General features: G+C 59.4%; 33 protein-coding genes and 1 tRNA gene. 16 read left to right on the forward strand and 18 right to left on the reverse strand.

Annotation, left to right across the window (positions count from 1 at the left end; genetic code table 11):
• The first annotated feature begins 137 nt into the window (after nucleotides 1-137).
• From epmA to CIW50_RS21465, 3 genes are read left to right on the forward strand one after another with little or no spacing between them, the layout of a single operon-like run.
• Complete coding sequence (gene epmA / locus CIW50_RS21455; RefSeq protein WP_149533216.1) at nucleotides 138-1,190, forward strand: EF-P lysine aminoacylase EpmA; 1,053 nt, start codon at nucleotides 138-140, stop codon at nucleotides 1,188-1,190.
• On the forward strand, nucleotides 1,187-2,287 hold the full coding sequence (locus CIW50_RS21460) for a lysine-2,3-aminomutase-like protein (RefSeq protein WP_149533217.1): 1,101 nt from the start codon (nucleotides 1,187-1,189) through the stop codon (nucleotides 2,285-2,287). The genes epmA and CIW50_RS21460 overlap by 4 nt, the downstream gene beginning before the upstream one ends.
• Before the next feature lie 40 nt (nucleotides 2,288-2,327).
• Nucleotides 2,328-2,606 carry a hypothetical protein gene (locus CIW50_RS21465; protein WP_149533218.1) on the forward strand — a complete coding sequence of 93 codons (279 nt, stop codon included), beginning with the start codon at nucleotides 2,328-2,330 and terminating at the stop codon, nucleotides 2,604-2,606.
• Between the two features lie 23 nt (nucleotides 2,607-2,629).
• Here the strand turns inward: CIW50_RS21465 and CIW50_RS21470 are convergent, their stop codons facing one another.
• Together CIW50_RS21470 and CIW50_RS21475 are read right to left on the reverse strand one after the other, a co-directional pair.
• The gene (locus CIW50_RS21470; protein ID WP_149533219.1) at nucleotides 2,630-3,205 is read right to left on the reverse strand and encodes an HdeD family acid-resistance protein; all 576 of its coding nucleotides are present in this window, start codon (nucleotides 3,203-3,205) and stop codon (nucleotides 2,630-2,632) included.
• A 122-nt stretch (nucleotides 3,206-3,327) separates the two neighbouring features.
• Entirely contained in the window at nucleotides 3,328-4,344 is a 1,017-nt protein-coding gene (locus CIW50_RS21475; RefSeq protein ID WP_149533220.1) for a PrsW family glutamic-type intramembrane protease, read from the reverse strand.
• Nucleotides 4,345-4,501: 157 nt separating this feature from the next.
• Between CIW50_RS21475 and CIW50_RS21480 the strand changes: the two genes are divergently transcribed.
• On the forward strand, nucleotides 4,502-4,762 hold the full coding sequence (locus tag CIW50_RS21480) for a hypothetical protein (RefSeq protein ID WP_068736902.1): 261 nt from the start codon (nucleotides 4,502-4,504) through the stop codon (nucleotides 4,760-4,762).
• 3 nt (nucleotides 4,763-4,765) lie between these two features.
• On the opposite strand, the gene CIW50_RS21485 is transcribed toward CIW50_RS21480, so the two are convergent.
• Nucleotides 4,766-5,056 (reverse strand): hypothetical protein, encoded by a 291-nt coding sequence (locus CIW50_RS21485; protein WP_197738388.1) that lies wholly within the window; start codon nucleotides 5,054-5,056, stop codon nucleotides 4,766-4,768.
• A gap of 198 nt (nucleotides 5,057-5,254) precedes the next feature.
• Here CIW50_RS21485 and CIW50_RS21490 point away from each other — a divergent pair, with 198 nt between their 5' ends.
• Nucleotides 5,255-5,848: a DedA family protein gene (locus CIW50_RS21490; RefSeq protein WP_149533221.1), complete on the forward strand. Its 594-nt coding sequence runs from the start codon at nucleotides 5,255-5,257 to the stop codon at nucleotides 5,846-5,848.
• 19 nt (nucleotides 5,849-5,867) lie between these two features.
• Here the strand turns inward: CIW50_RS21490 and CIW50_RS21495 are convergent, their stop codons facing one another.
• From CIW50_RS21495 to CIW50_RS21510, 4 genes are all read right to left on the reverse strand, one after another.
• Nucleotides 5,868-6,104, reverse strand: coding sequence for a hypothetical protein (locus CIW50_RS21495; RefSeq protein ID WP_116662224.1), 237 nt, complete (start codon nucleotides 6,102-6,104; stop codon nucleotides 5,868-5,870).
• A 147-nt stretch (nucleotides 6,105-6,251) separates the two neighbouring features.
• A complete protein-coding gene (locus CIW50_RS21500) occupies nucleotides 6,252-6,791 on the reverse strand; it encodes a hypothetical protein (protein WP_149533325.1) in 540 nt (179 codons plus the stop codon).
• A gap of 327 nt (nucleotides 6,792-7,118) precedes the next feature.
• Nucleotides 7,119-8,432 carry a sensor histidine kinase gene (locus CIW50_RS21505; protein ID WP_172980412.1) on the reverse strand — a complete coding sequence of 438 codons (1,314 nt, stop codon included), beginning with the start codon at nucleotides 8,430-8,432 and terminating at the stop codon, nucleotides 7,119-7,121.
• Between the two features lie 65 nt (nucleotides 8,433-8,497).
• The gene (locus tag CIW50_RS21510; RefSeq protein ID WP_149533327.1) at nucleotides 8,498-9,172 is read right to left on the reverse strand and encodes a response regulator transcription factor; all 675 of its coding nucleotides are present in this window, start codon (nucleotides 9,170-9,172) and stop codon (nucleotides 8,498-8,500) included.
• A gap of 335 nt (nucleotides 9,173-9,507) precedes the next feature.
• Between CIW50_RS21510 and CIW50_RS21515 the strand changes: the two genes are divergently transcribed.
• The 4 genes from CIW50_RS21515 (at nucleotide 9,508) to CIW50_RS21530 (ending at nucleotide 13,026) form a co-directional block, all read left to right on the forward strand.
• On the forward strand, nucleotides 9,508-10,089 hold the full coding sequence (locus CIW50_RS21515) for a class I SAM-dependent methyltransferase (protein WP_149533222.1): 582 nt from the start codon (nucleotides 9,508-9,510) through the stop codon (nucleotides 10,087-10,089).
• Nucleotides 10,090-10,095: 6 nt separating this feature from the next.
• Nucleotides 10,096-10,737 carry a DedA family protein gene (locus CIW50_RS21520; protein WP_149533223.1) on the forward strand — a complete coding sequence of 214 codons (642 nt, stop codon included), beginning with the start codon at nucleotides 10,096-10,098 and terminating at the stop codon, nucleotides 10,735-10,737.
• Nucleotides 10,738-10,861: 124 nt separating this feature from the next.
• The gene (locus tag CIW50_RS21525) at nucleotides 10,862-12,022 is read left to right on the forward strand and encodes a UDP-2,3-diacylglucosamine diphosphatase (RefSeq protein ID WP_149533224.1); all 1,161 of its coding nucleotides are present in this window, start codon (nucleotides 10,862-10,864) and stop codon (nucleotides 12,020-12,022) included.
• On the forward strand, nucleotides 12,022-13,026 hold the full coding sequence (locus tag CIW50_RS21530) for a glycosyltransferase family 4 protein (protein ID WP_149533225.1): 1,005 nt from the start codon (nucleotides 12,022-12,024) through the stop codon (nucleotides 13,024-13,026). The genes CIW50_RS21525 and CIW50_RS21530 overlap by 1 nt, the downstream gene beginning before the upstream one ends.
• 138 nt (nucleotides 13,027-13,164) lie before the next feature.
• Here CIW50_RS21530 and CIW50_RS21535 read toward each other — a convergent pair.
• Nucleotides 13,165-13,239: transfer RNA gene (locus tag CIW50_RS21535), tRNA-Glu, on the reverse strand.
• A gap of 330 nt (nucleotides 13,240-13,569) precedes the next feature.
• Between CIW50_RS21535 and CIW50_RS21540 the strand changes: the two genes are divergently transcribed.
• Together CIW50_RS21540 and CIW50_RS29145 are read left to right on the forward strand one after the other, a co-directional pair.
• The gene (locus tag CIW50_RS21540) at nucleotides 13,570-13,824 is read left to right on the forward strand and encodes a PilZ domain-containing protein (protein ID WP_149533226.1); all 255 of its coding nucleotides are present in this window, start codon (nucleotides 13,570-13,572) and stop codon (nucleotides 13,822-13,824) included.
• A 12-nt stretch (nucleotides 13,825-13,836) separates the two neighbouring features.
• Complete coding sequence (locus CIW50_RS29145; RefSeq protein ID WP_172980407.1) at nucleotides 13,837-13,989, forward strand: hypothetical protein; 153 nt, start codon at nucleotides 13,837-13,839, stop codon at nucleotides 13,987-13,989.
• Nucleotides 13,990-13,992: 3 nt separating this feature from the next.
• Here the strand turns inward: CIW50_RS29145 and CIW50_RS21545 are convergent, their stop codons facing one another.
• The 4 genes from CIW50_RS21545 to CIW50_RS21560 form a co-directional block, all read right to left on the reverse strand.
• Nucleotides 13,993-14,640 carry a glutathione S-transferase family protein gene (locus CIW50_RS21545; protein ID WP_149533227.1) on the reverse strand — a complete coding sequence of 216 codons (648 nt, stop codon included), beginning with the start codon at nucleotides 14,638-14,640 and terminating at the stop codon, nucleotides 13,993-13,995.
• 329 nt (nucleotides 14,641-14,969) lie between these two features.
• Nucleotides 14,970-15,419: a VOC family protein gene (locus CIW50_RS21550; RefSeq protein WP_149533228.1), complete on the reverse strand. Its 450-nt coding sequence runs from the start codon at nucleotides 15,417-15,419 to the stop codon at nucleotides 14,970-14,972.
• 138 nt (nucleotides 15,420-15,557) lie between these two features.
• On the reverse strand, nucleotides 15,558-15,776 hold the full coding sequence (locus CIW50_RS21555) for a hypothetical protein (protein WP_149533229.1): 219 nt from the start codon (nucleotides 15,774-15,776) through the stop codon (nucleotides 15,558-15,560).
• Nucleotides 15,777-15,888: 112 nt separating this feature from the next.
• Complete coding sequence (locus CIW50_RS21560; protein ID WP_172980413.1) at nucleotides 15,889-16,320, reverse strand: PAS domain-containing protein; 432 nt, start codon at nucleotides 16,318-16,320, stop codon at nucleotides 15,889-15,891.
• A gap of 254 nt (nucleotides 16,321-16,574) precedes the next feature.
• Here CIW50_RS21560 and CIW50_RS29775 point away from each other — a divergent pair, with 254 nt between their 5' ends.
• The 3 genes from CIW50_RS29775 to CIW50_RS21570 all read left to right on the forward strand — a co-directional run bounded on the left by CIW50_RS29775 (nucleotide 16,575) and on the right by CIW50_RS21570 (nucleotide 17,616).
• Nucleotides 16,575-16,700, forward strand: a complete 126-nt coding sequence (locus CIW50_RS29775; RefSeq protein ID WP_283808856.1) for a hypothetical protein — start codon at nucleotides 16,575-16,577, stop codon at nucleotides 16,698-16,700.
• Between the two features lie 208 nt (nucleotides 16,701-16,908).
• Nucleotides 16,909-17,094, forward strand: coding sequence for a hypothetical protein (locus CIW50_RS21565; protein ID WP_149533231.1), 186 nt, complete (start codon nucleotides 16,909-16,911; stop codon nucleotides 17,092-17,094).
• A 300-nt stretch (nucleotides 17,095-17,394) separates the two neighbouring features.
• Nucleotides 17,395-17,616, forward strand: a complete 222-nt coding sequence (locus CIW50_RS21570) for a hypothetical protein (protein ID WP_149533232.1) — start codon at nucleotides 17,395-17,397, stop codon at nucleotides 17,614-17,616.
• Nucleotides 17,617-17,646: 30 nt separating this feature from the next.
• Here CIW50_RS21570 and CIW50_RS29150 read toward each other — a convergent pair whose 3' ends face one another.
• Nucleotides 17,647-17,817, reverse strand: a complete 171-nt coding sequence (locus CIW50_RS29150; protein ID WP_172980414.1) for a hypothetical protein — start codon at nucleotides 17,815-17,817, stop codon at nucleotides 17,647-17,649.
• 253 nt (nucleotides 17,818-18,070) lie between these two features.
• On the opposite strand from CIW50_RS29150, the gene CIW50_RS21575 reads away from it, so the two are divergent.
• Nucleotides 18,071-18,244 (forward strand): DUF3606 domain-containing protein, encoded by a 174-nt coding sequence (locus CIW50_RS21575; protein ID WP_149533233.1) that lies wholly within the window; start codon nucleotides 18,071-18,073, stop codon nucleotides 18,242-18,244.
• A gap of 89 nt (nucleotides 18,245-18,333) precedes the next feature.
• Here the strand turns inward: CIW50_RS21575 and CIW50_RS21580 are convergent, their stop codons facing one another.
• From CIW50_RS21580 to CIW50_RS21590, 3 genes are all read right to left on the reverse strand, one after another.
• A complete protein-coding gene (locus CIW50_RS21580; RefSeq protein WP_149533234.1) occupies nucleotides 18,334-18,699 on the reverse strand; it encodes a PRC-barrel domain-containing protein in 366 nt (121 codons plus the stop codon).
• Nucleotides 18,700-18,791: 92 nt separating this feature from the next.
• Nucleotides 18,792-19,037, reverse strand: a complete 246-nt coding sequence (locus CIW50_RS21585; RefSeq protein WP_149533235.1) for a hypothetical protein — start codon at nucleotides 19,035-19,037, stop codon at nucleotides 18,792-18,794.
• Between the two features lie 144 nt (nucleotides 19,038-19,181).
• On the reverse strand, nucleotides 19,182-19,400 hold the full coding sequence (locus tag CIW50_RS21590) for a hypothetical protein (protein WP_149533236.1): 219 nt from the start codon (nucleotides 19,398-19,400) through the stop codon (nucleotides 19,182-19,184).
• A 104-nt stretch (nucleotides 19,401-19,504) separates the two neighbouring features.
• Here CIW50_RS21590 and CIW50_RS21595 point away from each other — a divergent pair, with 104 nt between their 5' ends.
• On the forward strand, nucleotides 19,505-19,834 hold the full coding sequence (locus CIW50_RS21595) for a hypothetical protein (RefSeq protein WP_149533237.1): 330 nt from the start codon (nucleotides 19,505-19,507) through the stop codon (nucleotides 19,832-19,834).
• 135 nt (nucleotides 19,835-19,969) lie between these two features.
• On the opposite strand, the gene CIW50_RS21600 is transcribed toward CIW50_RS21595, so the two are convergent.
• Both CIW50_RS21600 and CIW50_RS29155 read right to left on the reverse strand, forming a co-directional pair.
• The gene (locus CIW50_RS21600) at nucleotides 19,970-20,263 is read right to left on the reverse strand and encodes a hypothetical protein (protein ID WP_149533238.1); all 294 of its coding nucleotides are present in this window, start codon (nucleotides 20,261-20,263) and stop codon (nucleotides 19,970-19,972) included.
• A gap of 114 nt (nucleotides 20,264-20,377) precedes the next feature.
• A complete protein-coding gene (locus CIW50_RS29155; RefSeq protein ID WP_172980415.1) occupies nucleotides 20,378-20,545 on the reverse strand; it encodes a hypothetical protein in 168 nt (55 codons plus the stop codon).
• Nucleotides 20,546-20,634 lie beyond the last annotated feature (89 nt).

Genomic DNA, 20,634 nt, shown 5'->3' on the forward strand with positions numbered 1-20,634 from the left:
GATAAATTTCCTAGATTTCAGGCCCGGGACCGATCCGGACATGTGTGTCCTGTGGCCAGCGAAGCGGTTTCGGGGGGCAACATACTGATTTCACGCGGCGATGCCAGCGTTTTGCAACCCGAAAGGGCCGTTTGCCGATGACTGGAACCGACCGTCCGTCGCCGTGGTGGAGCCCGGCGCGGCATCAGGACCGCCGGGGCTTCCTGCTGGCGCGGGGCGCGATCACCCGGGCCATTCGGGTGTGGTTCGAGGCCCAGGGATTCCTGGAGGTCGAGACCGGCGTCCTGCAGGTCTCGCCGGGCAACGAGACCCATTTGCACGCGCCGAAGACCGAACTGATCGACCGCGATGGTGAGCGGCTCCTGCGGTATCTGCGGACGTCGCCGGAATTCGCCTGCAAGAAGCTGCTGGCGGCGGGCGAGGCCAGGATCTTCGAATTCGCAAGGGTGTTTCGCGACCGTGAGCGCGGCGACAAGCACCTGCCTGAATTCACGATGCTGGAATGGTATCGTGCCGAGGAGAGCTATGAGGCTGTGATCGCCGATTGCGTGGCTATCATTGCAAGCGCGGCGCAGGCGACTGGCATCAAGCAGTTCACCTTTCGCAGTCAGGTTGCCGATCCCTTTGCCGCGCCGGAGATGCTAACCGTGGCAGCAGCGTTCATGCGCTTTGCGGAGATCGATCTGCTTGCAAGCATCGATGGTGCCGAGGGCAATCGCGTTGCGCTGGCCGCTGCTGCGGCCGGCAAGGTGCGGATCAGCGACGACGACTCATGGTCTGACATCTTCAGCAAGATTTTGGTCGAGCACGTTGAACCGAATCTCGGGCAGGGGCGGATGACCGTGCTGTTCGAATATCCGTCGCCGGAGGCTGCATTGGCGCGCACTAAAGCGGGTGATCCTGATGTCGCCGAACGCTTCGAGGTCTATGCCTGCGGCGTCGAACTCGCCAATGGCTTCGGCGAGTTGACCGACGCTGATGAGCAGCGCCGCCGCTTCACGGAAGCGATGGATGAAAAAGAGCGTCGTTATGGCGAGCGCTATCCGCTCGACGAGGAGTTTCTGGAAGCCGTTGCGGCGATGCCGCCGGCGTCCGGTGTTGCACTCGGCTTCGACCGGCTGGTGATGCTCGCGTCGGGCGCGACACGGATCGATCAGGTGGTATGGACGCCGCCGGCAGGTGTGTCATGAACCGTCACGTGAAACTTGCGACGACCCTACGGCAACCCGGCGAACTCATTGAAAACGGCCTTGTGCCGGCCTCGACACTGGCCGATCTGGAGAAGGTCGCCGCGCGCTATGCCGTCGCGGTGACGCCGGCCGTTGCCGCACTGATCGACAGCAGCGATCCCGACGATCCGATCGCGCGTCAATACATTCCAAGTGTGGATGAACTGAACGCGCGGCCCGAAGAGAACGCTGATCCGATCGGTGATCACGCCCATGCGCCAATCGACGGCATCGTGCATCGCTATCCCGACCGTGTGCTGTTGAAGCTCGTGCATGTCTGTGCGGTGTATTGCCGGTTCTGCTTCCGCCGCGAGATGGTGGGGCCCGGCAAGGAGACCGCACTTTCTCGCGAGGCCTATGCGGCGGCGCTGGGTTACATCCGCAGCCATGATGAGATCTGGGAGGTAATCCTCACTGGCGGCGATCCCCTGATGCTGTCGCCGCGGCGATTGAGCGAGATCATGGCGGACCTCGCAGCAATCCCGCATGTGAAGATCATTCGATTGCACACGCGCGTCCCCGTGGCAGATCCCGGCCGCGTGAGTGCGGAAATGGTGGATGCATTGAAGGTCACAGGCGCGAGCACATGGGTGGCCCTACATGCCAATCATCCGCGCGAGCTGACGGATACTGCACGTGCGGCGTGCGCGCTGATGGTGGATGCCGGCATTCCCATGGTCAGCCAGTCCGTGCTGCTGCGCGGCGTCAATGACGATGTCGCGACGCTAACGGCGCTGATGCGCGGCTTCGTCGAATGCCGCATCAAGCCCTATTATCTGCATCACGGCGACCTCGCGCCCGGCACCGCGCATTTGCGCACGACCATCGCCGAGGGACAGGCGTTGATGCGCGCCATTCGAGGCAATGTTTCCGGATTGTGCCAGCCGGACTATGTGCTGGACATCCCCGGCGGTTACGGCAAGGCGCCGATCGGTCCCGAATATTTGTCCGAGAATTCTTCAATCAACCGCACAGCTGACGGTGAAGCTTCTGCGGAATCGGGCTATCGTGTGGTGGACTACTGCGGCGACGTTCATATCTATCCACCGAAGCCGTAGCATTCGGCTTACACGCGCCACTTGGTGTCGGAGACAGAAAATGAAAATATTGTTCGTGATGACGGCAGGCCTGCTGGTTCTCGGCCATTCGCTAGCTCTGGCGCAGGACTCGTCCCGCAACCTGCCGCCGAGGACACTGCGCTCGCAGCCAACCACGCAGACCAACAGCGGCGGCGCTCCGCCAGAGGCTCCCGTCGGCCATCGCCAGCCGCGTCCGGGCGATCTGCCGCCGGAGACCGGTAAGAACGATCCGTCCCGCATCGACGCGCAGGATCGCGAGCTTGATCGCATGATCAAGAATATCTGCAAGGGCTGCTGAGCCCCTGCAGACCATCGGCCGGATCAGGACTTGTTGCGCGCGGCCATCGCCAGGCCGATCAGCGACGCGCCGCCGATCACGAGATTGATGCCGACCATCAGGCCGATGGCCCAGGCTGCGGTTCCTGGTAGGCCCGAGATGACGATGAAGGCGATGACGATATCCATCAGGCCGGAGAAAGCCATCCAGCTCCAGCGCTCAGACAGCTCCTTGCGATGCTGCAGCGCGTACATGATGGTCGCGACGCCCTCGGCGAGGAAATAGACGCCAACCACGAATGTCAGTGTCAGCGTGCTTTCGGCCGGGCGCGTGAGCAGAATGATGCCTGCGCCGATGCCGAGGACTGCTGAAATCAGCGACCAGATGAAGCCCGGCGTCTGGCGCGCCCAGAAGGTCATCAGCAGCGCGGCGACGCCCGAGATGAAGAACATCCAGCCCAACATCACGGTAACGGCGATGCTGGCGACCTGCGGCACGATCATCGCGGCGAAGCCGAGGATCACCAGTACGATGCCCTCGATCAGAAATGCCTTCCAATGGGCGCGCACGGCGTCGCTCATTTTTGATTGCAACTCGGCAAGGTTGGGCGGCATGGTCATAGCGGCGATGTCCTGATCTGGCCGGCAGCATGCCGGGGTGCCTCGCATTTATCCGCTCACACGCGGAAGCGTGCAAGTTTGTTGATCGGGAATAGCTCAAATGTCGCGCGGGGTCTTGAACGTTACGACTGCGCTGGCGCGGCCGTGCGCATGCGGTTGCGGCCCAGGATATACGCCGTCGTCGTCAGCACCAGCAGCACGGCGCCGATGGCGACGGATGCCAGACCGAGCGGGATCAGCACCATGGTGACGTTGCGCGCAGGGTTCGTAAACCAGTGATGAATCGAAGTCAGTAAAAAGGCCGTGCCGGCAAAGCCCGCGCCGCCGCCGGCAACCAGCAGCGCCCACATGCCGCGTAACTGGCCGAGCCGCTCGCGCGACACTTCCGTGTGCGGCGCATGATGCGCGCCGATCCGCCGGACCAGCCGCGCCGCCAGCGCAATGGTGCCGAAGCCGATCACCACGCCGGCAGCCTCCAGCACGCGGCGCATCACGCCGATGATTTCCGGATGCCGCTGCAGCGTCAGCAGAGGAAGGTCGAAACAGGCATGCAGCATCACCGGCGCCAGAACGATCAACAGGGGCGTGCGAATGAAGGCCCACCCATCGCGGCGATGGGCGCCGAGCGCACGGCCGGAGCGGGCGATGGCGATATAGGCGCCGGCGATGACGCCCAGCGCTCCGTGAAACGGTACAGTCAGCACGCTGCGCAGCACTGCCAGCGTCCGCCACATCTCTGGATATTGCAGAAGATAGACGAGATTCTCGTAGGCCGCGAAGCCAAGGCCGGCGGCGGCTCCATAAACCACCGTATCCATTGGATCGGCGGTGCGTGCGCGCTGGGTGGACACCGCGATGATGACGAAGATCTTCACAATCTCCTCGGGGGCGGCAATGCCGAACACCCCGTGCAGCACCATGGCCAGGGTCGGGTTGTCCGTAAGGCCCGGAATTGCCGCGAACAGTGCACGGGCATAGCCGAGCAGGGAGATGCTGGCGGCCCCCAACAGGAATGATGCCCAGACCAGCCCGGGCGGTCCTGGTCGTTCATCGGCAGCAATCACCAGCCACAGCACCAACAGAGCTGGTGCGACGGCGGCGATACCGATCACGGTGGGGAGCGATTCGAGCAGGTGCATGGAGCTTAATTATAGACGGGCGAGCAGGCCGGAAAGAGCGACTCTTGGGGAGCTACCTGCGACAAAAAGAGAAGATGGCATGGCTCGGGCCAGGGCCGGAACCAATCAGCGTCCGGTCGATTGGGCTGAGATAGCTCATGCCGCACGGGAAATGACCATGGCCGACGACGCAAAGACACCGCCCTATATCTACGAAGGCGTCGAGCCCGTGCCTGAGGCCAGGTCGACAATCACAGAGACGATCACGGATGTGAAAGAGGCGGTGACCGAGACCGCGCACCGCATCGGCGGTGCCATCGAGTCCGGCAAGAAGCCGGGAATGCCCTTGAGTATCCTGGCCAATGTCGCGCGCGAAGCGCCGCTGGGGTCGCTGCTCGTCGCCTTCCTGCTTGGCGTCGCGGTTGCGCGCCGGCGCTAGGCGTCAGCGAATCCGGGCCGGCACCAGATTGACCGGCTTCGAGGTGCGCAGCGATGCCGGCTGATAGGCCGGGGCCGGCGCGAACACCGACTTGCAGCCTTCGCTAAGTTGCGACTTGTTGCGGATCATGCAGGCCGTGACGCGATCGATATCCGGGATTTCCGAACTGCACAGCCGCATCGCATCGCCACTGCAGAGCTGCTCCTGCTCGGCGCTGTAAGCGTGGCAGACGCTGGTCAGCATGCCGAAGGCGAGAACGGTTGCGGCGGCGAGCTTGGTGGCGGTGAATGTCATCGTTTGTCCCTCGATCTGGTGTCCATCCGTGCGCCGATCGGCGCATCGTTGGAGTGATGAGATAAAGGGCGTTCGCTTCAGGCAGTCTGCGTCGATGGAAGGAAACGGTTTCTTCGGCCGCGGTTTTGTTTCATTGCTGGTGATGGACGAAACACAGCCTGAACGAAACACAGCGCGCTAGCCGGAATCTCTTCCCTGATGGACATCATTCAGAAGATCTCGGCGCTGATCGCGGCGCAGGCCGATTGGGCCGGGCCGCTCGGCTTCGTCATCGCCTTCTTCGGGTGTCTGGTCGGCTCCAGCTTCGTTGTGCCGGCCGCTGCCGTGGTGACTGCGACGGGCGTGCTGATTGGCGCCGGCGTGGTGTCGTGGACGTTCATCGTCTGGGCGACCTTTGGTGCAGCGCTCGGCATGAGCCTGTCCTTTGAGCTGGGCAGGCGATACGGGCCGAGGCTGCTTGAAATGCCAATGGTTCAGTCGCGCCAGCAGCTGGTTGCGCGGGTACGCGGGCTATTCGACCGCTATGGCCTCGCCGCGATCATGGTCGGCTACCATATCGGACCGCCGCGGGCGCTGGTCACGAGCATCGCGGGCATGGCCGGCATGCCCCGCCTGAAGTTCGAAACGGCCAGCATCCTGTCGGCGACGGTCTGGATCGTCGATCACGCCTTGATCGGCGCTATTCCCGGCACGTTCATCGACGCTGACAGCCCGTGGCTGCTTCCGGTGACATTGCTGGCGCCGGCGGTGACGATCGTGCTGACCGTGATGTTGCTGCGCAAGGCGTTCTAGACAGAGTACGCGCTTGGCGTCACGCTGCTTTCGAAATCTTCTTCTTGAGATGTCCGGTGTCGTGATCGCGGCGGAGCTGGCTCAGCGATGTGTCGTTCAGCTTCGGCAGTACTTCGCTGAGCGTGAGCGTATCGGGATGGCCGGCTGCGAAGAACTTGCCGTAGATCTTGCGGAGTGTTGCCAGTGTGATGCTGCCGTATTTTTCGGTCATCGCGCTGTCGTGCGCGTGAAGATGATCACCGCCGTCGTGCTTCATGTCTCGCTCCCTGCCGGGATCGCATGACCTTGCACCTTGAGCAGTGCAGATTGCGTCCGGCCAGGCAGACTAGGCGCGGTGATATCAACAGCACAAGCGCTTCGCATGTGCTCGGCAGCAATAGATCGAGCAATAAACCGGGACGGCCTAGCCGCGCGCGCCCGGGCGCTTGCGCTGCACAATGATCTTCATCTTCGTACGGCCCTTGCTGGCAGCAGCGCGGGATCGCGAGCGGCGCGGTTGCTCACGGGCGGCAGGCTTGTCGTCGGTCGCCGAGGTACTGGCAAAGGACTGGCGCAGACTGTCGAGCGTGGAGGTGAGGGCGCCGACCTGTTCGTTGAGCTTGCGCGCCTCGTTCTGCTGCGCCGTCATCAGGCGCTGCATGGTTTGCAACTGATCCTGCACCACCTGGAGCTGGTCGATCGATTGCTGCTGGGTAGCCTCGATGCCCTTGGTCTTTTCGATCAACTGTTCGGATGCCTGCGCGACACGGGCCTGTTGCAGGCGCGATGCGGTGAGGCGCTCCGGCTCCGGCGTTGCGCCGCTATAGCTGCGCCACGCAAAGATACCGCCGATGCCGATCACGACCAGAAACAGGGCTGCAGCGGCAACCATGATCGGCTGCGGGCCGATCCCCCACGTCTGGCTGCGTTCAGATGCGTAACTGTGCTGGGAAGCGCCTGGCATGATTTCGACCATGAAGCTCAAAGTCCTATGGCGTGTGATCGTTCCAATCCGCCCCAAACCATCCCAAACGAGTGGATTCGAGGAGGTTCGCGGCCAAGTTCAACGAAAATAAGGCTCACAGGGTCATGGGGCGGTCTGGCCCGGGTCGGTGAGCGAATGGCGCGCCGCTCAGAGTAAAACTGCGAACCCGTATGCATTTGAAGTTACGGTGTAATTTCAAAGGGGCGGTTGAGGGTTTGACTGGGCTGCGGCCCCTCACGCGGCTAATAGGTTGTCATCGTCCAGGTTGCCGTAGCTGTGCACCATCTAGCTAACCCTGCGCGCATTTCAACGCATACCCTGGGACGGAACCTTACCGGCATCTGGGAACATCATTCTCAGGCACGCCCCTCCCAACGGCCCTTCAACTGCCTCTGCGTGACCACCATGCAGACGCATAATTTTCTGCACGAGATCGAGACCCAGGCCCGCTCCCCGTCCACCCTGTTGAAGGCGATAGAACGGTTCAAACACCTGTTCACGCTCTTCGATCGGGATACCGCGCCCCTCATCGCAAACATCAATCCAGCCGGCACGTGCCACGCGAACCAGGATCGTGCCACGACGTCCGCCGTGATCGATGGCGTTCTGCACGAGGTTGGTCAATGCTCGTTCAAGGGAGGTTTGGTCTCCTTTCACGGTGATATTCTCATCTTCCGGTTCAAAGGACATTTCATAGCCTGCGGCGAAGGCAAGCGGCGCCAGGTCCAGGACCACACGCTGGGCAACACCTACAAGATCCACTGGACCAAACTGATCGTGCTGTTGATCCAGGCGCTGGAGATCAAGAAGCTGGCCGGTCAACACCGTCAGGCGAGTAGCATCTTCGAGCAGACGTGTTTTTTCCGGTCCAGTTGGAAGCGACGAGACCCGCGTTGTCAGGATTGCGATCGGGGTTCGAAGCTCATGGGCTGCATCGGCGAGGAAGCGCTTGTGACGCTCGTAGCCTTTGTCGAGACGGCCGAGGGCGTCGTTGACCGCCTTGACCAATGGAATGACCTCGACTGGAACATTTTCCACCGACAATTGAACGCCGCGCCGGTCGATGTCGATCCGCGCGGCTTGCGCTGCGGCTTGCCCCAACCCGGCCATGGCCCGGCGAATGACAAACGGCGTCGCGACGAGGGTCGCAAGCCCCATCAAAATGACCATGGGAAGAATAACATTGAGGAACAGGGGCGGCGCGGCCGCGATAGCCCTGCGCACCGAGATCCGGCCCTTTGTTCCCGTCAGGATCTGAACCTTCCCGGCGGCAGTATCAACCCATCTGACCAGTCCTGCTGGCGGCGAGGCTTCTCCTACATTCCACCCGAGCCGCGCATCGCTGACGTGGTCGAGGGCACTAGCTATCGGTATAAAATCCGCCGGTACAGATCCCTCGGAGAGCCGATGCCCCTGTTTGTCGCGGATGATGAACCAGAGATCAGGGATTTCCGACCGCAGGTTTACGAGCTCCGATGTCGGGCGCAGGGTCAACCCGCCTCCAGCGTCTCGTTCTACTGCCTCTCTTAGAGTATCAAGGGTGTTGCCCTCGTAATCATCGACGAGAAGGCCCGTACTCCACAATACTGCAACGATCGCCAGAAAGAGCAGTGTCAGCATTGTCGTTTGCAACACGACTAAGCGCCCGACAAGGCGCCACTTGAGAGAGCGTGGTTGCAGCACAGTCACGGCGTTTCTCGCAGAACATATCCAACCCCGCGAACGCCGTTAATCGTTACGCCGGCATCCGCATCTCCGAGCTTGCGACGCAAACGGGAGATATGCGTATCCAACGCATTGGGCTGAACTTCGTCGTCAAGGCCAAAGACTGCCTCCATGAGGGATGATCGTTGCACCATGCGTCCCATGCGACGCAGCAACGCTTCCAATACGAGTAGTTCGCGGCGCGGCATTTCCAAAATTCTTCCCTCGATACTTGCCTCGCGATGGGCAAAATCGAATGAGATACGCCCGACGCGCACTATATCGGACTGCACGTTGGCCGGTCGGCGCAAAAGAGCACGCAACCGTGCCAGCAGTTCTTCGAAGGCAAACGGCTTGGCGAGATAATCATCCGCACCTTGATCGAGACCCGCAACCCGATCTGCAAGATCACCGCGTGCGGTGAGAACGAGCACCGGTACGATGTTTCCGCTAGCGCGCAACTTCGGAATAAGGGATAGCCCATCGCCGTCCGGCAACTGACGATCAAGCACCACTGCATCGTAGTTACCCTCCGCGATGATGGCTTCTGCCTCCGACAGATTGGATGCGTGATCGACTATTATGTCGTGGCGCGTGAGGGCTGCACGCAGTGCTGCGACCATTTCCAGCTGGTCTTCTACTAACAGAACTCGCATCAACCCGTCTTCCCATCTCGTCGACACATCGGTCTCATCCACTCTAGCGACGCTTCATTGCAGCAACCTTGCATAGGATTCTCGCGGAGCTCCTGAGTTATTTTCTGCAAAGTGCAATTCCGACAGGTTCTTGCAATCTACGCGTGAGACATAGCAGGCCCATCGGCGAGGCATCGCGAGTCCGCCCTGCCACTGATCGATGCCGCTCTGTACGCTCGATATGCCTCTCTCATGCAGCAGATACAAATGCGCCACTTGAAGGAAATGCAATGGTCTTGAGATCGAATGATCACCCTGAACCCGGCATCGCACGGCCACGAATGCGGAGAGCCGGGATGCCGGTTGCCGACATCCTTTCGTTTTTTGTCTCCTGGATACGCAATCCATTGCGTGTCGCCGCCGTGGCGCCATCAGGCCCGGCCGTTGCAGCATTGATGACTCAAGAGATCACCGCCGAGACTGGTCCTGTCATCGAACTCGGTCCGGGTACAGGTCCGTTCACGTATGCGCTGTTGGGCCGTGGTGTGCGGGAGCACGATTTGACGCTGGTTGAATATGGTTCCGATTTCATTCGACTGTTGCAGGCGCGCTTTCCGCACGCTCGCGTGTTTTGGATGGATGCGGCTTGGCTCGACAAATACAAACTATTCGAAGGTGCACCGGTCGGCGCTGTCATCAGCGGACTGGGGCTTCTCACGATGTCGCCGAACAAAGTCACCGCAATTCTCAGCGGGGCGTTCGGCTATCTGCGCAGGGACGGTGCTTTCTATCAGATCACCTACGGCCCGAGCTGCCCCATCGCGGACGCCGTCCTCGATAGCCTTGGCCTCCAGGCAACCTGCATTGGCCATACGCTTCACAACCTGCCTCCGGCTTCGGTGTATCGCGTCACCCGGCGCAAGCCCACAACCAACTGAGGCACAATGGAAACGTCGAGCACGATCGTAACACTATTGAGCTTCGGCCTTGTGGGAATTGGCTGCCTGGCCGTCGTCGAGAAGTTTGTCCCCCTTTTTCCGTCTTACGTCTTGTTGATGTTTCTCGGAATGACCGTCTCAGATAGCGCCACTCTCGCCATGACGATTCTGGTGACCACCGTCGGGTCAGTCATCGGAGCCGTCGGCTGGTACGGACTTGGCAGGGCTCTTGGATCAGAGAGGATCGAGAGCCTGGTTGCTCGCTACGGGAAGTTCGTGCTTCTCCGGCCGTCGCTCTATGAACGATTGACGGGCGCTTACCGCAGTAACCATTTTTGGGTAACGCTCGTTGGTCAGACCCTCCCAACTGTACGAATCTATCTGGCTCTGCCAGCCGGCGTGCTCCGGCTTGAGCCCCGAGCGTTTCTCGCAGCGACGTCGCTCGGCACTTTGACGTGGAATATGCCATTCCTGAGCTTGGGATATGCCCTGCGAGGCAGTGATCGCGATCCGGTCAGCATCGGTTTTTGGGTCGCCATTGCCCTCATTGCAGCAGAATTCGCCATCCTCCTGGGGCTTCGTTTCTTCAATCGGTCCGTACCGAGTTCTTCCAGCATCACTGCAGACAAACACAATGGCGGCGGCTGAACATGCGCGCTTCTGAAATTTGCTGGACCCGAAATTGCCGCCCGGGTTGTTGAGCAAGAGTCACACCGTCTGGCAGCAATGAGATGTTCAATCACGCGATGCCCAATTCTGCCGAGGAGAATGTATGAGAGCTTCACTGTCCCGTTTAAAACCCAGTACCGGCGTTCTTGAACAAGCAGCCGCCATGGGCATGATCCTCGTTTCGAGCTACAAGCTTGCTCCCTTACTCGCTGACGACCAACGCCGCGGGGCTGGTTTCGCGTTCGTCCTCTTGATAGCAAGTGTCTATTGGCTACGCGCGGCCCTCAACAGGCGAGCCATCCGCAGCGCGACGAAGGCCATCATCAACTTCGCAGAATTAACCGCGATGGTGGTCCGGCATGACAAGGCCGGTGACGAACACCCCGACTGCAATGATTTCGCGAATAAGAACATCCCTTTCGATCCCGGCGAGACTCTCTCATCGGCGACAGCATCAGCCCAGTACGAAGCCGTTACTAAGATCAGGACGCTCTTTATTTCTGACGTACACCTAGGCACCAGCGGATGTCAGGCCGCCCAATTGATCAAATTCCTTAACAGCTACAATGCCGACACCGTGTTTCTCGTAGGTGACATCATCGACGGATGGCGTCTGAAATCAAACTGGTATTGGCCACATGCGCATAACAGTGTGGTGCAAAAACTGCTGTGCATGGCATGTGAGGGAACGCGCCTTGTCTACATTCCCGGCAACCACGACGAATTCTTGCGCGATCATATCGGCTCGACATTCGGAAGCATTGATGTTGTCGATCATGCGATTCACAATGGCGCAGATGGCAGGAACTATTTGGTCATCCACGGTGATCAGTTTGATCTTGTCGTCGGCCACGCCCGCTGGCTCGCCCTTTTCGGCGATTGGGCCTATCGAGTCGCACTGACTTGCAATGCAAAGCTCAATTTCGTCCGCCGACGGCTTGGTCTCACCTATTGGTCGTTCTCCGCCTGGGCGAAACTGAACGTCAAAAACGCCGTCAACTACATAGGTCGTTTCGAGGAGGTGTTATCCGCCGAAGCACAACGACACAATGTGCAGGGCGTGATTTGCGGCCATATTCACCATGCTGTCATGCACGACGACTTCGGTGTGCGCTATATCAACACGGGAGACTGGGTGGAATCCTGCTCGGCAGTGGTCGAGCATTACGATGGAAGGTTTGAGATCCTGCGATGGGTGGGGTCACCGTCACTCCCTTTGGCGATTGAAACGACGATGGTGCCGCTGACAAGGGTCGTTGCGTAATGCGGGTGTTGGTTGCGACCGATGCCTGGCGGCCACAAGTGAACGGTGTGGTTCGCTCCCTGGAAAATTTGGCGACTGAGGCGCCTTCCTTCGACGCTCACGTCAGCTTTTTGACTCCCAAAGATTTTCGAACGGTGCCGCTGCCTGGTTATAGCGAAATACGGCTTGCTTTGGCGCCGCCCGGCGCGGTCAAACGTGCCATCGCCTTGGCACGACCCGATTTCGTGCACATCGCAACTGAGGGTCCCATAGGCTGGATTGCGCGACACGTTTGCCAGAAGGAGGGATATCCCTTCACGACGAGTTATCACACCCGCTTTCCAGAATATCTTGCAGCTCGGCTGCCAGTGCCGCTGGCGTGGAGTTACTCAGCGTTGCGACGCTTTCACAACAGCGGAGCGGGCATCATGGTGGGTTCACCGACACTCAGGGAAGAGTTGGCAGCTCGAGGATTCAGCAATCTCATGCTTTGGTCGCGGGGCGTCGATGCTCAGGTCTTTCGCCCGCGCATCGAGCGTCCGCTCGCATTCCCTACGCCGGTCTTTCTGTTTGTCGGCCGGCTTTCCATTGAAAAGAATATCACAGCCTTTCTGACGCTGGATCTTCCCGGCTCGAAGGTCGTTGTCGGCGACGGGCCTTTGCGCCCGAGATTGGAAACTGAGTTTCCGGACGCGCATTTTCTCGGTACTCGTACCGGAGAGGCACTTGCAGAAGTCTATGCGTCCGCTGACGTCTTCATCTTTCCGAGTCTCACCGACACTTTCGGAATCGTACTCCTTGAGGCCTTGGCATGCGGCCTGCCGGTTGCGGCATTTCCGGTTATGGGGCCGCTCGATGTGATCGGACAATCGGAATGCGGTCGTCTCGACACGAATCTGCAGCGCGCCGCTCTGGGCGCATTAGACATCTCTCGTGAAAGATGCCGCGCCTACGCGTCAAAATTTACGTGGAGGGAAAGCGCGCGCCAGTTTATCGAGAATATCAAACGCGCGCATGACGTTTGACCCAATTGCGATCTGTTATTGATCAAATCGAAGTGGGGGAGTCATACGATTCGGATCATCGGCGATACAGCAACCCTCGAACAGGTCATCGCTGGAAAAAGCGTGCCTGTAACTGGTATTCGCAGTTTCGTATGCAAATGGCGCTCCCTAGCGGAATCGAACCGCTCTCTCCACCGTGAAAGGGTGGCGTCCTAACCGATAGACGAAGGGAGCAAAAAACCCCGGCCGATCCAGCGGCCCGAAAGAGGGCCAAGGATACCGCGGTTCTGCACGGTTATTTCTAAAATCGCCGCAACATCAAAGCTTTAGGGCTAATCTATCGCGGGTGGCACCGACCGAAAGCAAATCAGTTTGGTGCCAGCGGCCGAACGTATAGTGACGTTTGTTCGGGTCGGCAAGTGGTCGGTGAGGGATCAGGTGGATGATCCCCATGCGCAATCCGTCGGTCTTGTACACAGGACATTTCGAACTCTTCTGCCCCTCTCAACGGTTCTTAAAGCATGCGGGCTTAAGGCTCTGCCTTTGGGGGCGTGGAGCGATGCGATGGCAGTGACAAAAAAACGCGATACACGCCGATCCGTGCACCAGGCCGGATGGATCACGCTAGACGGTGGATTTGCGGCCCGGCAATGCAATGTGCTGGATCTTTCGGCCTCTGGCGCGAAAGTGGTGGTCGATGACCCCACCTCGATCCCCAACAAGATGAAGCTGGCGTTCTCGCGCGATGCGCGCACCGGACGCATTTGCGAGGTGGTCTGGCGCCGCGGCAAGACGCTGGGCGTCCGCTTCATCACCTAGGACGGGATCAGCTTGCGCCCCGATATCGTCATTCCCGTGCTGATGGGCTGCGCGCTGCTCTGGTGGATCGGCCGCGGCATGAACTGGACTACGCGCCTCCTGGTCGGCGCGATCACGCTGGTGGTGATCGTTGGCGTCCTGCTGCTCGAACGCTCAATGCAATAGAGCTCAGGAGAGCGGCGGCGCGACAAAGGTCTGAAAGCCCGGCCGTGCCGATATCGTTTCATACCAGCGCTGCAGATGCGGCAAAGCAGGGCGCATAACACCTTCCACGCCGAACCAGCGCCGCGCGTAGCAGCCGATGGCCAGATCAGCGAGGCTGAAATCGTCGCCCTCCATCCAGGTCTGATGGGAAAGCTGCCGGTCGATGATCTCCCACAGTGCGGCATTGGCGTCGGCGGCCTTCTGTAGCTCCGCCATGTTGCGGTCGGCAATGGGCGTCCGCACCAGTCCCCAGAACAACGGGCGCTCGGCCGGCTGCAGCGTTGTCAGCGTCCAGTCGAGCCAGCGCTCCATCCCTGCGCGCACCTTGTGGGCCGCTGGATAGAGCGTCGACGTAGCGCCATAGGCCAGCGCGATGTAGCGCATAATGGAATTGGATTCCCACAGCACGAAATCGCCTTGCACCAATGTAGGCACGCGGCCGTTCGGATTCATCGCCAGATAATCGGCCTCGCCATTGCGGCCGAACTGCATGCCGGCATCGATGCGATCATAGGCGACGTCGAGTTCATGGCAGCACCACAGAACTTTCTGCACATTGACCGAATTGGCACGACCCCAGATCTGCAGGGATGGAGAGGGAGTTTGTGGCACGATGGACCTCGCTGGCGGGTAAGCGCCGCAGGTTTAGCCAGCAACTCGCCGTCGTCGCAAGGCCGGTCTCGCGTCCGTCCCTCACAAAGGAGCGAGCCCGCAAGCGAAACAGGCCCCGCATGAGCGAGGCCTGTTCATTGGTTCAGCTTGGGAGGCGTCAGCGACCAAAGAAGAGCCACAGCAGAATGATCACCGGAATCGGCACACCCAGCAGCCAGAGCAAAATTCCACGTCCCATCGTCTCAGCCTCCATGAAATCAGTATCGCATCAACAACGCGACAGCACTCATGGCGTTCCACCGCTGCGACTGCAGCGATGCGCTTTTGAGTTACCAATGTCCGGTGTTGGGCATGGAAGACCACGGCTCTTGCGGCGGTAGTGCGTCGCCTTTCTGCAGGAGTTCGATCGAATGCAGATCGGGTGAACGGACAAACGCCATCTGACCGTCGCGCGGCGGACGGTTGATGGTGATTCCGAGCTTCATCAGCCGATCGCAGGTCGCATAAATATCGTCGACCTCGTAAGCGAGATGGCCGAAATAGCGATCCTCGCCGTACTTCTCTTCATCCCAGTTGTAGGTGAGCTCGATCAGCGGCGCGCCGCGCCCCTTGGTCTTGGCGAGCAGCGCCTCGTCTTCGGCAGCGCACAAGAACACCAGAGTGAATTTCGCCTTGTCGTTGTCGACCCGGCGGACTTCCTCGAGTCCCAGCGCATCGGCATAGAATTTCAGGGCCGCATCCAAGTTGCGGACGCGCAGCATGGTGTGAAGGTAGCGCATTGGGATTGTCTCCATGGGATCGACACAAGCGTGCAACCACTAGGGCAGCGGCGCTTGCCATAGCAGCTAAACAGAACAAATGGCAGATGTCGTCTTGAGAAAGAGGGAGCACCATCTGAATTGTGAAGAGCGTTGCCCTCAGGCGCTGACATCCACGATGGCGGGCGGATCGATTTCCCGCTTGTGCCAGACGGTCAAATCCTTGCGCGGCCTCTCCCACGCATATTCGTCACCGTTTATTTGCAAATGCTGAATGGCCGCCACATGGGCGTCATCGGCGCTCTTGGCCTCCACGACGATCTCCACGGATTCCTCGACGGAGCGAACGACGACGACGCTAAAAAATTTCCTGGCCATGCGGGCATAACCGACGGCGCAAGACTACGTTCCCGGGGACGATGTATTAAGCCGTGACCGCAGCAATTTATCGGCAACGCTGTCGTAAAGGGTAATCTCGAACCGTGCGGGACTAGGTCGGGACGATGCTGAAATGATGATCATCGATCTTCTCCCGCGTGATGTCGACGATGGCGCCGGGAAACCGAACCGCCTTGCCCGACGAATCGAGCGTGCACTTGCCGCGCGCATAGACCCAATGTGTGATGCCGTGAGAGACGACGCGGTATTCGCGTGAGAACACCTGACCTGTCGTCAGTGAGCGATTGATAGCGGTGGCGACGTCATCGATGTCGTCCGGATGAATGGCATCCAGCCAGTCTTGCAACGGCGTGCCCCGCGATGCCAAATCCGCATTGACGCCGAACAGGCGGGCGAATTTACTGTCTGCATAGACGCGGTCATTAGCGATGTCCCAGTCCCAGGTGCCAACCAATCGATCCTGGATGCTGGAGTCGCCCTCATCATGACGCACGCCGCTCTGGGCGGCTTCGAGTGATGCCATCCGCAGGATTTGAGCGAGGACTGTCTGATGGCTCGCCTCCGCCGAAATGGCGAGCTCCCTGCAGATCTCCGAGATGGGTCGACCGACAATCATCATCGCTCCGGGAACTTATTGGCCGACTGATCGTAATGTTACGTATATTGATAAGCATTCAATTCAGCGTACAGGGAAAAGGTTCCGAAACCTTTCTGTACAACTTGGGAGTGTTACTCGTGTGGCGGTTTGGAAGGGCTTCGGACGAGGAGGCCTTAAAAATGGTTGTGACGTACCTCACCATTAACGAGCCGGAGCGCCGTCGCGAAATATTCGAACTCGCTGAGAAGTATGCGAAGGAGACCTGTGCTCCGCCGATTTCGCAGGACAACATCGATAAGAAGTAACAGGCCGAGGAAGTAACGAACCGGCCAGGGTCGTTTCACGTTGCGGTTCTGTAGTTTAGTTTGATCGTGGGAGCGCGGGAAATTAACAGTCCCGAACGGCTTCATTAAAATCAGATCGGCCAAGTAACCTTCATCAGTTAGGTTAAAACCAGAGTCTGATTGCACGGAAATAAGAGTGAGCTATTCATTTCCCATCGAGGGAGTGACCATGTCCGCTTCGTTTCACAATGCCGACAAGCCGACGCATCGACGGGTGATGCTGGTGGGATTTTTGTTCTGCGCAGCCTTTGTCGCCGTGACCTTCTTTGCGCGACCGCAGCCCGCATCGGATCATGTCCTGCTCAAAGCCGACAAGCTCACACGCACCGCTGGTCAGCCTGTTGCTGCCAACTAACCAAGCAAAGCGTCAACGCTGGCTTGGGGTGGTGTTCGGGCTAAAGGGCATGATCACGCGTACAGGCTCTGGCAGTACGGGGCGCTTATAGGCGACATGCTGGGCGCCTTTATTAGCAACAGCTGGTCTCGGCTCGAGGAGCCACGGTACGAAGGCGATCATTCCGCAGACAAGCGCGACCGCGCAGAGCAGGAATATACTGCTATCTTCTTCTCTAGGTCCCATGCCATGGAAACACCGCACTGCGGCGTTCGTTCCAATGAGCTATACGGCTCGCGGAAGAGGGGCGGGGGGAAGGTCATGAGAATTGTCGTTGTTGGACTACTGATCGCTGTCATACCGCTGCAGGCCTTCGCTGAGGCGTCGAAGAAAACGGCGGCAACGAAGCAGAGCATGAAGCCAGCACCGCGAAAACCAGATCCGTGTAAACAATACGGCGCCGGCTTCGTGCAGGTCGAGGGCACGTCGACCTGCATCAGGGTCGGCGGGAGCGTCGGCATTGGTGGGGGCATCTCGCAATAGAACGTGGATCGCCGCGGACTGGTGGCAACCTCAGACCTTCTTGTCGAACTCGACCGGCGCCTCCGGCGGTTCGTGATGGTCGTCATAGGCCCGTTTCGCCTGCAACTGGTCCCATGCCCCCGTGCGCAACGACAGCCGCCCGTAAGGCGGCGGATTCGGCTTCAACTCGATGGGTTGAATGGTAAGGGCTCTGGATGTCATCTCCAAATAATATCCCTGACACGATTGGGTTCTCCAGGCCCTGGAAGCGCGGTTAAGACCGGGTTTTCAGAATCGGCTGCATTTGAACGATCGCTTGGCGAACCGGCTTGCGGCTCCAGGAACAAGTCGTGTTGGCGCATGTTCTGCACTCACCAAACGGTGCGTAGGACACGTTGCATGGACGAGGAATTCAATGACGCGGGCGAGCAGCTCGCCACTTACATCAACCAGCTGATTGAGGAGGCCGACGACGATGGACGACCTGAAGAACAAGGGGCAGCCGGATCGCAGCAAGATCAACATGCACGAGGCGCATGAGGTGAAGTACTGGACCCACCAGCTCGGCGTGTCCCACGAGAAGTTACAGGCGACGGTGGAGAAAGTCGGCAATGCGGCCGCGGCAGTGCGCAAGGAGCTGGCGCATTAGGAGCGGGCGCAAATTCACTCAATGAACAAGCAAAAAACAGCACCCGATCGGGTGCTGTTTCGCTGTGTCGTACTTGCAATAGCCGGGCGTTAGATGCCCATGGGAACCCCGTAGTAGTCATTTACTGCACGAGCCCGCGATGTGTCGGCCCAATTCCAGCTGTTGTCGTTGCCGTATTTCGGCGCATTCTCGAGCTGCTGTTGCGTGACGCCGGTGCGATAGCCGCCCAGCTCCGTGTCATATTTCAGCGATTGCCAGGGTAGGGGATAATGATCGTCGCCGATCCCTAGAAAACCGCCGAAAGACAGCACTGCATAGGATACACTGCCGCTCTTCTTGTCGATCATCACGCGCTCGATCGAGCCGATCTTCTGGTCGTTGGCTCCAAACACTGCGGTGCCTTCAACCTTGTCGCTGCCAATGAGGTTGCCTTGTTCACGTGCTTCGATGGACATGAGCCGTCTCCCTTCTGGTTGTGTCGCGCCAACCGGTTAAAGAGAGAAACGTTCCTGCGTCGTAGCCGCGCGGGCATTTGCACGCAATGCCGTCAGCGGCTGGCGACCAGGCGCAGGCGCGGCTTCAGCGTCTCCTGCAGCTCTTCCGCTAGTTTCAGGACCCGCGGATCGTTGGAGCGCGCCGCGCAGGTTGAGAACTGATTGACGGAACGGGCGAGGGCTTCGCGTTCTTCGAATGTATGCGTGACCTGCGGACTCGACAATCGCAACACCATCTGGCCCAAGCCGACGAGCAACTCGTCGAGTGCTTTGTCGATCTTCGCGATCTGTTCAATCATCGCCATCACTCCTCTGCTTGAACGGGTGTCTGCACGACACTGCGTTCATTCATGGGGAGGAAAGCGTCGGCTTTGCGAGCCGTTCCGATATCCGGGCGCTCATGGTCAATGAAGCGTAAAGGCGGTGCCGGGCACGTTAAGGTCTCATCCCGAGATGATCGGCGCCTTGTCGCGCGGGAGCGCAGCAAGGCGATGCGTATAGGGCGATGGTTTCAGTTTGCGGTGCGTCACGGGGATCATCTTGTCGCGCCCGTTATGCTCGTCGAAAGCGCGAAGTCGCTCCCTGATGAATTCGGGATGCGCCGCGTGAAAGGCCTGAAGCTGGCGGGCGAGCTGCGCGCGGCGATAACGGATGGGCATCATGACGCACTCCCGGTCTGGAACCTGAGCAGTGAAATCTTACAGGCCCTGAAACCAACAAAAAAGCTTGGCGTTATTTGGCCGGTGGTGAACAGAAAGGGTTTCACATGAAAAGGGCAGCATTGATCCTGGCCACTGTCGCAGCCATCGGCACGACCGTCATGACGGCGCCGGCTGAAGCGCGCGGATGGGGGAGGGGTTGGGGACCGGGTCCCGCAATCGGCTTCGGGATTGCCGCAGGTGCGTTGGCTGCGGGTGCCTATGGCGCGTATGGACCTTACGGATACGGATATGGACCACGCTATTACGGCTACGGTCCCGGCTACGGCTATTATCGACCGCGCTATTATCGGCCGGCCTACTATGGCGGGTACTATGGTCCCGGCCCCTATGCCTATGGGGGACCGCGCTACTATCGCAGCTACGGTTATTGGTAGGCGCTGAACAATATCGCGGCTCGGAGCATTGCTTCTGGCCTTTTGCGCTGCACACCCGTTGACCCGCATTCAATAAAAAGCCCGCCAGATCATGGCGGGCTTTTTATTGGTCGCTGTTACGCGAGCAGATCAGAGCTAGTGCCGCGCGCGGCGCTCATGACGTGGTGTCGCGAACTCGTTCCAGTCGGTGGCACGTACCTTTTCGATTGTGGTCTCGTAATAGTCTTCACGTTCGCGCTGAAACTTTGCCTGCTTCTCGCGAAATTCTGCCACCCGGCGTTCCATGTCGGCGCGTGCCGCTGAAATTCTTTCTTCGTTCATTCTCTTCTCTTCGTTTCGCTCCCCAAAGGAGAGCATCAATGTCGAATGCGGCATCAATCCGATGTTTGCAAGGCGATCGGTGGATAAGTCGCAGCGCGCAACGCTCACGCCAGCTGAGACTTCCTGCGGCGAATCACCGGCAAAACAAAACCTCGCATCACGCTGTGGAGCGAGTTGGATATTCCAACGCCGACGTAACACCGACGACGCCAGAAGGTTCCGTTATTCAGCACTCTCCAATGCGAGCGCCTGTTCGAAATCCTGCATCCGCGCGTTGACCCAGTCTTCGTCCTGACAACTCAACAACAGCATTTCCCGTTCTGCCTTGCGGCAGAATTCCGGATCGGGATCGATGCTCTTCCAAAGCTCGACACGTGCCTGCAAATCCATGTCAGTCTCCCTGTTTCCAGCCGCGTATGCCCCGCCAACCCGGCGATTCCCGTGACGTCTCGATAAAACATTGGCGAATGATGTTCTTG

It is taken from the genome of Tardiphaga sp. P9-11 (genome assembly GCF_008329525.1).
Taxonomy (GTDB): Bacteria; Pseudomonadota; Alphaproteobacteria; order Rhizobiales; family Xanthobacteraceae; genus Tardiphaga.

Bases quoted from the DNA above. Each gene is read 5' to 3' on its own strand.
- epmA (WP_149533216.1), top strand. From the start codon at position 138: ATGACTGGAACCGACCGTCCGTCGCCGTGGTGGAGCCCGGCGCGGCAT.
- CIW50_RS21460 (WP_149533217.1), top strand. From the start codon at position 1,187: ATGAACCGTCACGTGAAACTTGCGACGACCCTACGGCAACCCGGCGAA.
- CIW50_RS21465 (WP_149533218.1), top strand. From the start codon at position 2,328: ATGAAAATATTGTTCGTGATGACGGCAGGCCTGCTGGTTCTCGGCCAT.
- CIW50_RS21470 (WP_149533219.1), bottom strand. From the start codon at position 3,205: ATGACCATGCCGCCCAACCTTGCCGAGTTGCAATCAAAAATGAGCGAC.
- CIW50_RS21475 (WP_149533220.1), bottom strand. From the start codon at position 4,344: ATGCACCTGCTCGAATCGCTCCCCACCGTGATCGGTATCGCCGCCGTC.
- CIW50_RS21480 (WP_068736902.1), top strand. From the start codon at position 4,502: ATGGCCGACGACGCAAAGACACCGCCCTATATCTACGAAGGCGTCGAG.
- CIW50_RS21485 (WP_197738388.1), bottom strand. From the start codon at position 5,056: ATGACATTCACCGCCACCAAGCTCGCCGCCGCAACCGTTCTCGCCTTC.
- CIW50_RS21490 (WP_149533221.1), top strand. From the start codon at position 5,255: ATGGACATCATTCAGAAGATCTCGGCGCTGATCGCGGCGCAGGCCGAT.
- CIW50_RS21495 (WP_116662224.1), bottom strand. From the start codon at position 6,104: ATGAAGCACGACGGCGGTGATCATCTTCACGCGCACGACAGCGCGATG.
- CIW50_RS21500 (WP_149533325.1), bottom strand. From the start codon at position 6,791: ATGCCAGGCGCTTCCCAGCACAGTTACGCATCTGAACGCAGCCAGACG.
- CIW50_RS21505 (WP_172980412.1), bottom strand. From the start codon at position 8,432: ATGCTGACACTGCTCTTTCTGGCGATCGTTGCAGTATTGTGGAGTACG.
- CIW50_RS21510 (WP_149533327.1), bottom strand. From the start codon at position 9,172: ATGCGAGTTCTGTTAGTAGAAGACCAGCTGGAAATGGTCGCAGCACTG.
- CIW50_RS21515 (WP_149533222.1), top strand. From the start codon at position 9,508: ATGCCGGTTGCCGACATCCTTTCGTTTTTTGTCTCCTGGATACGCAAT.
- CIW50_RS21520 (WP_149533223.1), top strand. From the start codon at position 10,096: ATGGAAACGTCGAGCACGATCGTAACACTATTGAGCTTCGGCCTTGTG.
- CIW50_RS21525 (WP_149533224.1), top strand. From the start codon at position 10,862: ATGAGAGCTTCACTGTCCCGTTTAAAACCCAGTACCGGCGTTCTTGAA.
- CIW50_RS21530 (WP_149533225.1), top strand. From the start codon at position 12,022: ATGCGGGTGTTGGTTGCGACCGATGCCTGGCGGCCACAAGTGAACGGT.
- CIW50_RS21540 (WP_149533226.1), top strand. From the start codon at position 13,570: ATGGCAGTGACAAAAAAACGCGATACACGCCGATCCGTGCACCAGGCC.
- CIW50_RS21550 (WP_149533228.1), bottom strand. From the start codon at position 15,419: ATGCGCTACCTTCACACCATGCTGCGCGTCCGCAACTTGGATGCGGCC.
- CIW50_RS21555 (WP_149533229.1), bottom strand. From the start codon at position 15,776: ATGGCCAGGAAATTTTTTAGCGTCGTCGTCGTTCGCTCCGTCGAGGAA.
- CIW50_RS21560 (WP_172980413.1), bottom strand. From the start codon at position 16,320: ATGGCATCACTCGAAGCCGCCCAGAGCGGCGTGCGTCATGATGAGGGC.
- CIW50_RS29775 (WP_283808856.1), top strand. From the start codon at position 16,575: ATGGTTGTGACGTACCTCACCATTAACGAGCCGGAGCGCCGTCGCGAA.
- CIW50_RS21565 (WP_149533231.1), top strand. From the start codon at position 16,909: ATGTCCGCTTCGTTTCACAATGCCGACAAGCCGACGCATCGACGGGTG.
- CIW50_RS21570 (WP_149533232.1), top strand. From the start codon at position 17,395: ATGAGAATTGTCGTTGTTGGACTACTGATCGCTGTCATACCGCTGCAG.
- CIW50_RS29150 (WP_172980414.1), bottom strand. From the start codon at position 17,817: ATGACATCCAGAGCCCTTACCATTCAACCCATCGAGTTGAAGCCGAAT.
- CIW50_RS21575 (WP_149533233.1), top strand. From the start codon at position 18,071: ATGGACGACCTGAAGAACAAGGGGCAGCCGGATCGCAGCAAGATCAAC.
- CIW50_RS21580 (WP_149533234.1), bottom strand. From the start codon at position 18,699: ATGTCCATCGAAGCACGTGAACAAGGCAACCTCATTGGCAGCGACAAG.
- CIW50_RS21585 (WP_149533235.1), bottom strand. From the start codon at position 19,037: ATGATTGAACAGATCGCGAAGATCGACAAAGCACTCGACGAGTTGCTC.
- CIW50_RS21590 (WP_149533236.1), bottom strand. From the start codon at position 19,400: ATGATGCCCATCCGTTATCGCCGCGCGCAGCTCGCCCGCCAGCTTCAG.
- CIW50_RS21595 (WP_149533237.1), top strand. From the start codon at position 19,505: ATGAAAAGGGCAGCATTGATCCTGGCCACTGTCGCAGCCATCGGCACG.
- CIW50_RS29155 (WP_172980415.1), bottom strand. From the start codon at position 20,545: ATGGATTTGCAGGCACGTGTCGAGCTTTGGAAGAGCATCGATCCCGAT.